The organism is Amycolatopsis sp. NBC_01307, from assembly GCF_035975215.1.
In the GTDB taxonomy this organism is placed as follows: domain Bacteria; phylum Actinomycetota; class Actinomycetes; order Mycobacteriales; family Pseudonocardiaceae; genus Amycolatopsis.
The window spans coordinates 5,883,934-5,896,952 of sequence record NZ_CP108403.1 but is presented as its reverse complement, the minus strand read 5'-3'; the positions used below and the strand labels follow the sequence as shown (position 1 = coordinate 5,896,952).

At 72.6% G+C, this 13,019-nt stretch carries 11 protein-coding genes; 6 read left to right on the top strand and 5 right to left on the bottom strand.

Going from position 1 to position 13,019, the window contains the following annotated elements; all coding sequences use genetic code 11:
* Positions 1 to 45: 45 nt before the first annotated feature.
* Both OG439_RS25280 and OG439_RS25275 read left to right on the top strand, forming a co-directional pair.
* Positions 46 to 2,901, top strand: a complete 2,856-nt coding sequence (locus OG439_RS25280) for an AfsR/SARP family transcriptional regulator (RefSeq protein ID WP_326943333.1) — start codon at positions 46 to 48, stop codon at positions 2,899 to 2,901.
* A gap of 70 nt (positions 2,902 to 2,971) precedes the next feature.
* On the top strand, positions 2,972 to 3,514 hold the full coding sequence (locus OG439_RS25275) for a dihydrofolate reductase family protein (RefSeq protein WP_326943332.1): 543 nt from the start codon (positions 2,972 to 2,974) through the stop codon (positions 3,512 to 3,514).
* A 21-nt stretch (positions 3,515 to 3,535) separates the two neighbouring features.
* Here the strand turns inward: OG439_RS25275 and OG439_RS25270 are convergent, their stop codons facing one another.
* From OG439_RS25270 to OG439_RS25250, 5 genes are all read right to left on the bottom strand, one after another.
* Complete coding sequence (locus tag OG439_RS25270) at positions 3,536 to 3,925, bottom strand: PPOX class F420-dependent oxidoreductase (RefSeq protein WP_326943331.1); 390 nt, start codon at positions 3,923 to 3,925, stop codon at positions 3,536 to 3,538.
* Positions 3,926 to 3,937: 12 nt separating this feature from the next.
* Positions 3,938 to 5,659, bottom strand: coding sequence for an arginine--tRNA ligase (argS, locus tag OG439_RS25265; RefSeq protein WP_326943330.1), 1,722 nt, complete (start codon positions 5,657 to 5,659; stop codon positions 3,938 to 3,940).
* A gap of 131 nt (positions 5,660 to 5,790) precedes the next feature.
* On the bottom strand, positions 5,791 to 7,062 hold the full coding sequence (locus tag OG439_RS25260; protein ID WP_326943329.1) for an MFS transporter: 1,272 nt from the start codon (positions 7,060 to 7,062) through the stop codon (positions 5,791 to 5,793).
* A gap of 79 nt (positions 7,063 to 7,141) precedes the next feature.
* Positions 7,142 to 7,930 carry an alpha/beta hydrolase gene (locus tag OG439_RS25255; RefSeq protein ID WP_326943328.1) on the bottom strand — a complete coding sequence of 263 codons (789 nt, stop codon included), beginning with the start codon at positions 7,928 to 7,930 and terminating at the stop codon, positions 7,142 to 7,144.
* Between the two features lie 410 nt (positions 7,931 to 8,340).
* Positions 8,341 to 10,452 (bottom strand): RecQ family ATP-dependent DNA helicase, encoded by a 2,112-nt coding sequence (locus tag OG439_RS25250; RefSeq protein WP_326943327.1) that lies wholly within the window; start codon positions 10,450 to 10,452, stop codon positions 8,341 to 8,343.
* A gap of 197 nt (positions 10,453 to 10,649) precedes the next feature.
* On the opposite strand from OG439_RS25250, the gene nadD reads away from it, so the two are divergent.
* Genes nadD through octT form a run of 4 tightly spaced genes read left to right on the top strand, consistent with a single transcriptional unit; the run spans position 10,650 to position 13,018 of the window.
* Positions 10,650 to 11,219, top strand: coding sequence for a nicotinate-nucleotide adenylyltransferase (gene nadD, locus OG439_RS25245; RefSeq protein ID WP_442792347.1), 570 nt, complete (start codon positions 10,650 to 10,652; stop codon positions 11,217 to 11,219).
* A gap of 60 nt (positions 11,220 to 11,279) precedes the next feature.
* Positions 11,280 to 11,675 carry a ribosome silencing factor gene (rsfS, locus tag OG439_RS25240; protein WP_247055190.1) on the top strand — a complete coding sequence of 132 codons (396 nt, stop codon included), beginning with the start codon at positions 11,280 to 11,282 and terminating at the stop codon, positions 11,673 to 11,675.
* Positions 11,672 to 12,286: a histidine phosphatase family protein gene (locus tag OG439_RS25235; RefSeq protein WP_247055188.1), complete on the top strand. Its 615-nt coding sequence runs from the start codon at positions 11,672 to 11,674 to the stop codon at positions 12,284 to 12,286. The genes rsfS and OG439_RS25235 overlap by 4 nt, the downstream gene beginning before the upstream one ends.
* A gap of 3 nt (positions 12,287 to 12,289) precedes the next feature.
* Positions 12,290 to 13,018 carry a diglucosylglycerate octanoyltransferase gene (gene octT / locus OG439_RS25230; protein ID WP_326943325.1) on the top strand — a complete coding sequence of 243 codons (729 nt, stop codon included), beginning with the start codon at positions 12,290 to 12,292 and terminating at the stop codon, positions 13,016 to 13,018.
* Position 13,019: the final 1 nt, after the last annotated feature.

The window sequence follows — 13,019 nt, the reverse complement described above, 5'->3', positions numbered from 1 at the left end:
GCCCATCCGGCCGCTATCGATCCGCTATGGACGACACTGGTGACGATGACCGAGCCCGTCACGCCGCCGCGACTCCGCCTGCTCGGGCCCGCCGAGCTCGGGTCCCCGGCCACGCCCGTGGGAAGCCCGCGGGAGTCCGTCGTGCTCGCCGTCCTCGCGCTCGACGCCAACCGCGAGGTCGGGGCCGACCGGCTGGTCGACGCGCTCTGGGGCGAGCAGCCGCCGGCGACGGCCCGGTCGCAGGTCCAGATCTGCGTGTCCGCGCTGCGCCGCCGGCTGCGCGACGCCGGCGGGTTCGCGACGATCACCACCCGCGCGCCGGGCTACCGGCTCGACGTCGCCGCCGGAGACCTCGACCTGACGCGGTTCGCGGAGCTGGCCGTGCGGGCCCGGACGGACGACGACGCCTGCGAAGCGGCGCTCGCGTTGTGGCGCGGTCCCGCGTTCGCCGGCCTGGACAGCGAGGCACTGACCCGCGCGGCCACCCGGCTCGCGGAACGCCGGCTGGACCTGGTCGAGCAGCGCGTCCGGGCCCGGCTCGAGCGCGGCGACGACGTCCTGCCCGAGCTCACCGCCCTGGTCGACGAGCACCCGCTGCGGGAGAACCTGCACCTGCTGCTCATGCGGGCGCTGCACCGCGGCGGCCGCCGGGCCGACGCGCTGACCGCGTTCCGGCGGGCGCGGGACGTCCTGGTCGACGAGCTCGGCGTCGAACCGGGCCCGGAGCTGCGTGACCTGCAGGCCGCGATCCTGGCCGGGGAGCGGCCGGCGGTCCGGGACGTCGTCGCGCCGCCCGTGCCGCGTCAGCTGCCCGCGCCCGCCACCAACTTCACCGGCCGCGACGCCGCGTTGCGCGCCATCAGCGCGCGGCTGTGCGGACCCGCCGACCCGCAGACGCCGTTCGCGGTCCGGGTCGTCGGGATCTCCGGCGCCGGCGGCGTCGGCAAGTCGGCGCTGGCGGTGCGGGCCGCGCACGAACTCGCCGCGCAGTTCCCGGACGGGCAGCTCTACGCCGACCTGCACGACGACTCGGCCGAGGACAGCACGACCTGGTCGGCGCGGGTGCTCGGCAGTTTCCTGCGCGCTCTGGGCATGGCCGAGGAGCTGCTGCCCCGCGATCCGCGCGAACGCGCCGAGCTGTACCGCACGCGGCTGGCCGACCGGCGGGTCCTCGTCGTGCTCGACGGCGTCCGGCGGGAGGCGGACGTCCTGCCGCTGCTGCCCGGCTCGGCCGGCTGCGCGGTCCTCACGACGTCACGGGCGCGGCTCACCGGCCTGCCCGGCGCGGCCGGCGTCCAGCTCGACGTGCTCGAGGAGGACGTCGCGCTGCGGCTGCTCGCGACGTTCGTCGGCGACGAACGGCTGCGCGCCGAACCGGAGGCGGCCGAGGCGCTCGTCGCCGCGTGCGACCGGCTGCCGCTCGCGCTGAGCATCGCCGGGGCGAAGCTCGCGTCCCGCGACCACTGGGCGCTCGGCGACCTGCTGGACCGGCTGACCGACGAAAAACGGCGCCTGGACGAGCTGTCCTTCCGCGGGGTCCAGCTGCGGTCGACGATCGCGTTGTCCTACCACGGCTTGAGCGACCCGGCCCGGTCCCTGTTCCGCCGGATGGCCACGCCGCAGCACCCCGACCTGCCGCACTGGGCGCCGGGCGCGCTGCTGGACCTCCCGCACGTCACGGCCGAAGACGCGCTCGCGGAACTGCTCGAAGCCAACCTGATCGCCGACGGCGCCCCGCCCTCGGCGTTGTCCCGGCGCTGGCGGTTCCACGACCTCGTGCGCGTCTTCGCGACCGAGCGCGCGGCGGCCGAGGACAGCGTCGCCGAGCACGCGGCGGCCCTGCGCCGCCTCGGCTCCGGCTGGCTCAGTCTCGCCGCACAGGCCCAGCGCCCCGAGTTCGGCGACCGCCTCGACCTGCGCGGGACCGCGCCCCGCCGGGAGCCGCCGGCCTCGGCGACGGCCGCCGTCCGCCGGGCGCCGTTGCAGTGGGTCGACGAAGAGCGCTTCGCGCTCGTCACGGCCGTGCGGGAAGCGGCGGCCGCGGAGTGGGACGACCTGTGCTGGGAGCTGGCCGTCACGGCCGCGGCGCTGTTCGAGATCCGCGGCTACTTCGACGACTGGCGGGAGGTCGCGCAGCTCGCGATCACGTCGGCGGACCGCGCCGGCGACCCGGTCGGCGCCGCCGCGGCCCGCTATTCGCTGGGCGCCCTGCTCGTCCACCAGGGCCGCCCCGGCGACGCCGCCCGGCACCTCGAACCCGCGCTGGCCGGGTTCCGCGCCGCCGGGATCGGCCACGGCGTCGGCGCGACGCTCCGGCAGCTCGCCACGGTCCGGCGGCTGAACGGCGACCTCGCCGCGGCCCGGGCCTGCGCCACCGAGGCGTTGCCGCTGCTGCACGCGGCCGGCGACCGCAGCGGCGAAGCCCACGCGCGGTCCGAGCTCGCCCGCCTCGACCTCGACGCTCGCGCGCTCGGCGACGCCGCCGGCCAGGTGGCCGAGGCGCTGCGGCTCGCGCGGGACGCGGGCGCGTCGCGCACCGAAGCGCAGATCCGCTACCGCAGCGCCGACGTCGAACTGGCTGCCGGGCACGTCGCCGCCGCCGGGGTGGCGGTGGACCGGGTCCTCGAGATCGCTTCCGGTCTGGGGGACCGGATCGGCGTCGGGTACGCGTTGTTCGGCCAGGGCCGGGTCGCCGTCGCGGCGGGCGACGCCGTCACGGCCACCGCCCGGTTCACCGAGGCGGTCACCGTGGCCGGCGTGACGGGTGACCGGCACCTGCAGGCGCGGGCGCACCGGCGGCTCGGCGAGCTGGCCGGGGACGCCGTGACGGCCGCGGAGCACGCTCACCGGGCCGAGCTGCTCCTCGCCGACGTCGCGCAGCACGCGAGCGGCGGCCGATAGCGCGTCGATAGCCCACCGGAAGCGTCGCCGCCGAACCTCGGGGCCCAGCCACCGAACCCGGGAGACCCCGATGCGCAAGATCGTCAACTCGACCTACGTGACCCTCGACGGCGTCGTCTCCGAGCCGCACCTGTGGTCCCTGGACTACTTCGACGAGGCCGCCGGCGCGTTCGCGCTCGACCAGCTGCGCGCCAGCGACGCCCTGCTGATGGGCCGGGCCACCTACCACAGCTTCGCCGGAGCGTGGCCGGCCCGCAGCGGCGACGAGTTCAGCGACACCATGAACAAGATGGTCAAGTACGTCGCCTCGACCACCTTGACCTCGCCGGAGTGGAACAACACGACCGTGCTGACCGGCGACCTGCCCGACGCCGTGCGGGAGCTGAAGCAGGCGCCGGGCGCGGACATCCTGGTGTACGGCTACGGTCCCGTCGCCCGCACGCTCGTCACGCACGGGCTGCTCGACGAGCTGCGCCTGTGGATCCACCCGGTGCTGCGCGGCGCCGGCGAGCAGCTTTTCGGCGCGGGCGTCACCGGGCGGTTCGGCAAGGTCGAGACCCGCACGTTCGCGAGCGGCACGGTGGTCCTCGTCCTGTCCGAGCCCCGGAGCTGACGGCCGACGAACTGCCGGCGCCTACGTCCCGCTGATCCGGTCCGGCTTGATCGTCAGCAGCAGCCGCGTCTGGTCGCGCCCGCCCCACCACGGGTACGGGCCGCCGAGGTACCGCTGCGCCAGCTTCTCGATGTGCTCGACGGCGCCGTCTTCGGTCATCCCGACGACCTGGCCGCGGATCGCGTAGTAGCGCGACGTCCGCTCGCGGTCGGCGACGTTGAGCGCCACCCGCGGGTCACGCTCGATGTTGCGTTGCTTCTGGTGGCCCAGCACGGTGTTCACCAGGATGTGCGTGCCGTCGGTGTCCACCCAGGTCTGGGTGAGCTGCGGCGAGCCGTCCGGCATCGACGTCGCCAGGAAGCAGAGGCTGGGCTCGCGCAGCAGCGCGAGCAGGTCGCCGGGCAGTTCCACAGTGGTCTCCCGCTAGAGCTGGTCGGGCGCGTCGATGCCGAGCAGGGAAAGCCCGAGCGCGAGCGTGTGCGCCGTCAGCGTAGTCAACCGCAGCCGGGACGCGCGCAGCTCGGGGGTCGGCGCCTTGAGGACCGGACAATCGTCGTAGAACCGGGAAAACGCGACGGCGGTCTCGTAAAGGTACGTGCAGAGCTTGTGCGGCGCGTACGCGCTTGTCGCCGCCTGAAGGGCTTCGCCGAACCGCAGCAGCTTCAGCGCGAGCGCCCGTTCCGCCGGTTCGTCCAGCAGGATCCGCGTGCCCTCGGGCTCGCCGCCCGCCTTGCGCAGGATCGAGCGCGTCCGCGCGTGGGCGTACTGGAGGTACACCGAGGTGTTGCCCTCCTTGGCGAGCATGCGTTCCCAGGCGAAGACGTAGTCGCGCTCGCGGTCGCCGGAGAGGTCGGCGTACTTGACCGCGCCGATGCCCACCGCGCGGGCGACCTCGGCCTGCCCGGCCGCGTCGAGCTCACTGCGTTCGGCGACGACCACGGCGGCCTGCGTCACGGCTTCGGTGAGCAGGTCGACCAGTTTGATGGTCTCGCCGGCCCGCGTCCGCATGGTCTTGCCGTCCGCGCCCAGCACGGTGCCGAAGCCGACGTGCTCGGCGTGCCCGGTCAGCCAGCCCGCCGTGCGGCAGGCCGAGAACACCATGGCGAAGTGCTGCGCCTGCGGCGTCCCGACGACGTAGAGCAGGTCGGTGGCGCCGCGCACGGTCGTCCAGTACCGGACGGTGGCCAGGTCCGTGGCGGCGTAGCCGTAGCCGCCGTCGCGCTTGCGGACGATCAGCGGCAGCCGGTCGCCTTCCCGGTTGCGGAACCCCTCCGGGAACACGCAGACGGCGCCGTCGCTGAGCTCGGTCAGCCCGGCCGCTTCGAGATCGTCGACGACCGCGGCGAGGTACGGGTTGTAGAAGCTCTCACCGTAGATGTCCTTGTCCGTCAAGGAGATCCCGAGCAGCGCGTAGACCTCGTCGAAGTGCCGGGTCGACTCGTCGACGAGGGTCCGCCACACGGCGAGGGTGTCTTCGTCGCCGCTCTGCAGCAGCACGACGCGGGTGCGCGCCCGCGTCGCGAACGCTTCGTCGCTGTCGAACTTCCGGCGTGCTTCGCGGTAGAAGGCGTCGAGGTCGGCGATCGCGCGCTGCTCGGACGGGACGTCGAGCAGGTGCTCGATGAGCATGCCGAACGGCGTGCCCCAGTCGCCGAGGTGGTTGTGCGGCAACACTTCGTGGCCCGCGAAGCGCAGCAGGCGCGCGAGGGCGTCGCCGATCACGGACGAGCGCAGGTGCCCGACGTGCATCTCCTTCGCGACGTTCGGGCTGCTGTAGTCGAGCGCGATCGTGCGCGGCTCAGCCGTCTTCGGCACGCCGAGCCGCGCGTCGCCGAGCACCGCGGCCGTGCGCGATTCCAGCCAGTCCTTGCGCAGCACGAAGTTGAGGAAGCCCGGCCCGGCGATTTCGGGCGCGTCCGCGATCCCGTCCAGCTCCACGGCTTCGGCGATCAGCGTCGCGACCTCGCGCGGCGGCCGGCCGAGCTTCTTGCCGAGACTCATCGCGAGGTTGGCCTGGTAGTCGACGCCGTCACGCGGCGACGCCTGGATCAGCGCCTGCTCCGGCGTCAGGTCCACGTCCAGGGCCCGGCCGGCGGCGGCCACCACGCGGCGCGCCAGCTCCTCGGTAACGTCGGCGGTGTGCACGGTGTCCCTCCTTCGGCTCGGTCAGTGAAGCCCTCAACTGCTTGAGGGGGTCAGGGTGGCGAAGCCCCCGGCACGGGGCGGAGCCCCGGATGTCACAGCCTAGCGAGCGGCACCGGCCGGCGACGACGGGATTACCCCAGCTCGCTGCCCTTCGTCTCCGGCAGCGTCAGGATCACGGCGAACGCGATCGCGGCACCGGCGGCGACGTACCAGAAGTAGAGCGTCGGCGAGATCGCGCCGAACACCGTGATGAGCAGGGGAGCGGTCCCGCCGAAGACGGCGACGGTCAGGTTGTACCAGGCGCCGATCCCCAGCCCGCGCAGCTCGGTGGGGAACAGCTCGCTCATGATCGCCGGCGCGATCGACGTCATCGCCGTGTACAGACCGAGCCCGACGCAGAACACGACGAGCAGGCCGCCGACGTCCGGACCGATCAAAGTGGACAGTGGCACGATGACGACGGCGGTCGCCCCGGACCACACGAGCAGCTGCGGCTTCCGCCCGACCCGGTCCGCGAGCGCGCCCATCGGGTACTGCAGCGCGATGAACAGCACCGTGCCGACGGACAGCGCGAGGAACACGGCCCCGGCGTCGGCGTGCCGGTTCTTCACCGCGAACGACGTGAGCGCGCTGAAGAACGTGTAGTAGCAGAGCGTCGAGAGCATGGAGAACCCGACGAGCCGGCCGACGGCCTTCGGGTGGTGCGTCAGCGTGGTCAGCAGCGGCCGCTCGAGCTTCCGCGCCTTGGTCTTCGTCCGCTCGAACAGCTCGGTCTCGGCGAGGCTGCGGCGCAGCCACAGCCCGACCACGCCGAAGACGCCGCCCAGCAGGAACGGCAGCCGCCAGCCCCAGGTCGCGAGCTGCGCCTTGTCGAGTGTCCGCGACAGCACGAACCCGAGCACGGTCGCGACGAGCACCGCGGAGCCGGTCGAGATGTAGAAGAACGCCGAGTACCGGCCCCGCCGCGCGGCCGGCGCGATCTCGCCCAGGTAGGCCGACGCGTTCGACACCTCGCCGCCGAGCGAGAGCCCCTGCGCGATCCGGGCGAGCAGCAGCAGGAGCGGCGCGAGCCAGCCGACCTGCGCGAACGTCGGCAGCACGCCGATCGCGACCGAGCCGCCCGCCATGAGCACGATGGTGAGGATCATGGCGGGCTTGCGGCCGCGCGTGTCGGCGAAGCGCCCGAGCAGCACTCCGCCGAGCGGGCGGAAGAAGAACGCGAGCGCGTAGGTGGCGAACGTGTTGATCAGGGCGAGGGTGTCGTTGCCGGACGGGAAGAACGCGCCGGCGAAGTAGATGCTGAACGTCGCGTAGATCGTCCAGTCGAACCACTCCAGCGCGTTGCCCGCGCTCGCCGCGAACAGCTTGCGCACCGGCAGCCGGTGCTGGACCCGCACGGTCATGGCAGCCTCCACGTCCCCCGAAGGTGGAACGCGACTTTGCCACATTCGTCGGCGGTACGAAAGATCCCGACCGTCCGGTTCAGCCGGCGGAACCCGTCGTCTGCTCGACGGCCCAGCTCAGCGCCTTGTCGGCCACTTCCTCCCAGCCGTCCTGCCCGACGGTGTAGTGCGTCCGCCCCGGGAACTCGGCGTAGTCGGTGACCGACGGCGCCCGGTGGTAGCGCCGGACGTTCTCCTTGTTCAGCGACGGCGGCACGATGTGGTCCGCACCGCCGGCGATGAACAGCAGCGGCGCCTTCTTCGCGGCGAAGTCCACCTTGGTCGGCGACTGGGGGTTGAAGTTCGCGAAGGCGCCCTGGAACAGCACGCGGGCGGAGCCGGGGACGTGGTACCGGTCGTAGACCTCCTGCGACTGCTGCTCGGTCAGCGTGTTGGTGAAGGCGTAGCGGAACTGCTTCGGCGTGAGCGGCACGGCTTTGTTGCGGTTGAAGGGATTCCCGAGCACGGGCCGCGCCGACCGCAACGTCGACAGCGGCAGCCCCAGCACCCCCTTGACGGGCCCCGAGTCGATCGCGACGCCCGCCGCGCCCACCCCGCGGTTCAGCAGCAGCTGCGTGAAGGTGCCGCCGAAGGAGTGCCCCATGATGATCGGCGGCTCGTCGAGCCCGCGGATGATCCGCTCGTAGTGGTCGACGATCTCACCGATCCCCAGCCCCGCAAGCGGACTCGGATCCTTCCTGATGGCCTCGACCCCACCTTCCAGCCCCGGCCACGACGGCGCCAGCACCCGAAACCCGGCGGCCTCGTACCGCTCGACCCACCCCTCCCAGCTCAACGGCGTCATCCACAGCCCATGCACCAGAACCACAGTCCGAGCACCCACGACAACCTCCACCTGATACAGAACGTTCTGTCTCAACTGGCGCTCAGCATGCCGCCCCCAGCCTCCACGGTCAACCAAAACAAGACAGATCGTTCTGTCACCTAAATCACGCGACGCCCGACCCCGCAGCCCGACCCTCCAGGCACGCGAGTCGTCCCTTCAATCACGCGTGATGTCCCTCTAATCACGCGTGATGACTCCCCAATCACACGCGATGCCCGCCTGATCACGCGAGATCCGCGTGCAATCACGCGAGTCCCGCCGCCGGTCACGCGAGATCCGGGCTCAATCACGCGAGTCGCGCCGCCAGTCACGCGAAATCGGGACTCAAGCACGAGCGTCGGCTCGCCCGCCGAGGGTGCCGCCCGGCAGAGTCGCCGCCGGGCGGCCCGAGATCAGGCCGTGCTGGCCAACGCGAACGGCAGCACCGCGGGCGCCCCGGCCCGCCGCAGCAGCCGGGTCGCCAGCGTCATCGTCCAGCCGGTGTCGATGACGTCGTCGACCAGCAGGATCGGCCCCGCGGGCAACGCCGCGGCCAGGTCGGCCGGCATGCTCAGCCGCCGCCACAGGTCGGCCAGCCGTTGCGCGCTGTTCGCCTGGCGCGGCGGCGGGCCGTCCGCGTCGAGCGCCCCGAGGAAGTCGAGCTTGCCGATGTCCGCCAGCCGCGTCGCGAGGCTGTAGACCAGCTGCGGCCGCGTCGACGACGGCACCGCGACGACCGCCACCGGCCGCTCCGACCACTGCCACCCGGCCAGCACCTGGACGCACGCCTTGAACACCGAGTCCGGCACGTCCGCGTCCTGCGCCGTCGGGCCGACGAGCTCCCGCAGCCGGTTGCCCCAGCCGACGTCCGTCAGCCGCCCGAGGACCTGCCCTGGCTCGGCCTGGTCGTCGGCGCCGATCCGGCCGGAGACCGGAACGTCCAAAGAGGACATCCCGGTGGGCCACTGCTTCCGCGGCGCGACCTCGACACCCGGACGTTGCAGGCGTTCCCGTGTCGCGTTGACGACCTCGTCGGTCACCGACGTGTCCCAGTGCTGCCCGGTGCAGTTGTCGCACCGCCCGCACGGCGCCGCGTCCGGGTCGTCGAGCTGACGCCGCAGGTACTCCATCCGGCAGTCGCCGGTCGCCAGGTAACCGAGCATCGCTTCCTGCTCGCGGTCACGCGCTTCCGCGACGCGCTGGTAGCGGCTGCGGTCGTACTGCCAGTCTTCGCCCGTGCTCTCCCAGCCGCCCTTCACGCGCCGGACCGCGCCGTCGACGTCCAGCACCTTGAGCACCATTTCCAGGCGGGAGCGGGAAAGCTCCACCGACGGCTCGAGCGCGGCCGTCGAAAGTGGACGGTCGGCGTAGGCGAGCGAGTTCAGCACCTGCGTCACCCGCAGCTCGTCCGGGAACGCCAGCGACCCGAAGTACGCCCAGATCGCCCGGTCCTCCTCGCCGGGCAGCAGGACGACCTCCGCGCGCTCCACACCACGCCCGGCGCGGCCGACCTGCTGGTAGTACGCGATCGGCGACGACGGCGCCCCGAGGTGCACGACGAACCCGAGGTCCGGCTTGTCGAACCCCATGCCCAGCGCGGACGTCGCGACCAGCGCCTTGACGCGGTTGCCGAGCAGGTCGTCCTCGGCCGCCTGCCGGTCGGCCGGGTCGGTCTTCCCGGTGTAGGCCGCCACCGGGTAGCCGCGGTCCTTCAGCAGGGAGGCGACGTCGTGCGCCGCCGCGACCGTCAGCGTGTAGATGATCCCCGACCCCGGCAGCTCGGCCAGGTGCTCCGCGAGCCACGCGAGCCGCGCCTGCGACGTCGGCAGCCGGCAGACCGACAGCCGCAGGCTTTCCCGGTCGAGGCTGCCGCGCAGCACCAGCGTGTCGCCGCCGCTGCCCATGCCCAGCTGCTCGGCGACGTCGGTGACGACGCGGTCGTTCGCCGTCGCGGTGGTCGCCAGCACCGGCACGCCGTCGGGCAGGTCGCCCAGCAGCGTGCGCAGCCGCCGGTAGTCCGGCCGGAAGTCGTGGCCCCAGTCGGAGATGCAGTGCGCTTCGTCGACCACCAGCAGGCCGGTGCTCGCGGTCAGCTTCGGCAGCACGTTGTCGCGGAAGTCCGGGTTGTTCAGCCGTTCGGGGCTGACCAGCAGGACGTCGATCTCGCCGGCCGCGACCGACGCCTGGACGTGCTCCCACTCCTGCGGGTTCGCGGAGTTCATCGTCGCCGCGTGGATCCCGGCCTTCGCCGCCGCCGAGATCTGGTTGCGCATCAGGGCCAGCAGCGGCGAGACGATCACCGTCGGCCCGCTGCCCTGTTCGCGCAGCAGAGCCGTGGCCAGGAAATAGACCGCCGACTTGCCCCACCCGGTGCGTTGCACGACGAGCGCGCGACGCCGCTCCGCGACCAAGGCCTCGATGGCCGTCCACTGGTCTTCGCGCAGCTTCGCCGAGTCGCCGGCGAGCGCCCGGAGGAGGGTCTCGGCGCGGTCGCGGAGTGCTGGGGTGGTGCTGGTGGTGTCCACGTCCCCACGTCTACCCCATGGCACCGACGAACCGGGAATCGGCGGCGGCGCGAACGGACCGTTCGTGTCGAATACCGGCCGTAATGTGAGCTGAATCACACTTCCTGCACGGTCGGGCGAGGTGTGCTGCTGGACCGGACGGCCCACGGGTCCGGTGTATAGGCTCGGGTCCCATGTCACCACGGCGGATCGGGGTCATGGGCGGCACTTTCGACCCCGTGCACCACGGCCACCTCGTCGCGGCGAGCGAGGTCCAGTCCCGGTTCGGGCTCGACGAAGTGATCTTCGTGCCCACCGGGCAGCCCTGGCAGAAGACCGACCGCAAGGTCACCAAGGCCGAGGACCGCTACCTGATGACGGTCATCGCGACCGCGTCCAACCCGGTCTTCTCGGTCAGCCGCGTGGACATCGACCGCGCCGGCCAGACCTACACCGTCGACACCCTGCGCGACCTCCACGCCGAGTACCCCGACGACCAGCTCTACTTCATCACCGGCGCCGACGCGCTCGAGCAGATCCTCACCTGGCACAAGGCCGACGAGCTGTTCGACTTCGCGCACTTCATCGGCGTCACGCGGCCCGGCTACCGGCTCAACTCGCACCACCTGCCCAGCGGGAAGGTGAGTCTCGTCGAGGTCACCGCGATGGCGATTTCGTCGACCGGCTGCCGCGACCGCGTCGAGCGCGGGGAGCCGCTCTGGTACCTCGTTCCCGACGGCGTCGTCCGCTACATCACCAAGAAGGATCTCTACCGGAAGAGCGACTGAAGCACCGCTGGTCGCGGCGGGTACTCTTCTCGGGCGAACCCGATCCGGAAAAGGAGCACCGTGACAGCCACGTCCGAGGCACGAGAGCTGGCCGTAGCGGCCGCACACGCGGCGGCGGACAAGAAGGCCAGCGACGTCGTCGTGCTGGACGTGTCCGAGCAGCTCGTCATCACCGACGCCTTCGTCATCGCCTCCGCGCCCAACGAGCGCCTGGTCGGCGCGATCGTCGACAACGTCGAGGAGCAGCTGCGAGTGGCCGGGCACAAGCCGGTCCGCCGCGAAGGCGCCCGCGAGGGCCGCTGGGTCCTGCTCGACTACGTCGACGTCGTCGTGCACGTCCAGCACGTCGAGGAGCGCAGCTTCTACGGCCTCGAACGGCTGTGGAAGGACTGCCCGCGGATCGAGGTGGCCGGTCTCGAGGAGCCGCCCGCCGATGAGGACGCGGACGCCCGGTGAGCCCGCGGCGGCTGGTGCTCTGGCGTCACGGCGAGACGGACTACAACGCCGCCGGGCGGATGCAGGGTCACCTGGACTCGGCGCTGACCCCGGTCGGCTGGAACCAGGCTCGCTTCGCCGTCCCCGCGCTGGCCCGGTTCTCCCCGGACCTCGTGATCGCGTCCGACCTGCGTCGCGCGACCGACACGGCGACCGTGCTCACCGACGCCATCGGCGTCCCGCTGCGCATCGACAAGCGGCTGCGCGAGACGCACCTGGGCGAGTGGCAGGGGAAGACCGGCGCCGAGGTCGACGCCGAGTACCCCGGTGAACGCGCCCGCTGGCGCACCGACGCCACCTGGGCCCCGCCGGGCGGCGAGAACCGCCTCGACGTCGCCGAGCGCGCCGGCGAGGTCGTGTCCGATCTGCAGCAGGCCAACTCCGACGTCGGCGACACCGTGCTGCTGGCCGCCCACGGCGGGCTGATCATCGCCCTCACGGCGGGACTGCTGAAGCTGCCGGTCGAGATCTGGCCGTCCCTCGGCGGGATCGCCAACTGCCACTGGGTCGAGCTCGGCCTGCGCGACGGCAAGTGGCGGCTGCACGCCTACAACGCGGGGATGACCGGCTAGCCGATGGCCCCACACCTGTTGGTGTTCGGCGATTCGCTGAGCTTTCACGGCCCCGAGGGGCCCTGCGCCGCGGACGAACCGCGGCTGTGGCCGAACATCGCGGCGGCGGCCCTCGGCGGCACCGCCGACCTGGTCGCCGGGATCGGCTGGACCGCCCGCGACGTCTGGTGGTCGCTCACCGGCGATCCGCGCGTCTGGGCCGATCTGCACCACGTCGACGCCGTCGTGCTGGCGATCGGGAGCATGGACACGCTGCCCTCGCCGTTGCCGACCTACCTGCGCGGCGGGCTGAAGTACCTGCGGCCCGATCCGGTGCGACGGGTGGCGCGCAAGGCTTATCTCGCCGCGCAGCCGCGGTTGTCGATCGCGTTCCGCGGCCGTCCGCGGGTGCTGCCGGTGAAGCTGACCGTGCAGTACCTCGACACCGCCGTGGAAGCGTTGCGCGTCCTGCGTCCCGAGCTGCCGATCTTCGGGATGCTGCCGTCGGTGCACCGGGCCGCGGCCTACGGCGGGGTGCACACCGCGCGGCCGGGCGCCGAGGCCGCGATGAGGGCCTGGGGCGAGCGCGCCGGCGTCCCGTTGCTGGACCTGAAAGAGGTCGTCGGCGAGCACGTCCTGAGCGGCGCGGGCAACCCGGACGGCATGCACTGGGGCTGGGCCGGGCACGCCGCCGTGGGCGAGGCGATGTCCGTGTTGCTGGCCCCGGTGGCGGCCCCCGGCCACGTAGGCTGAC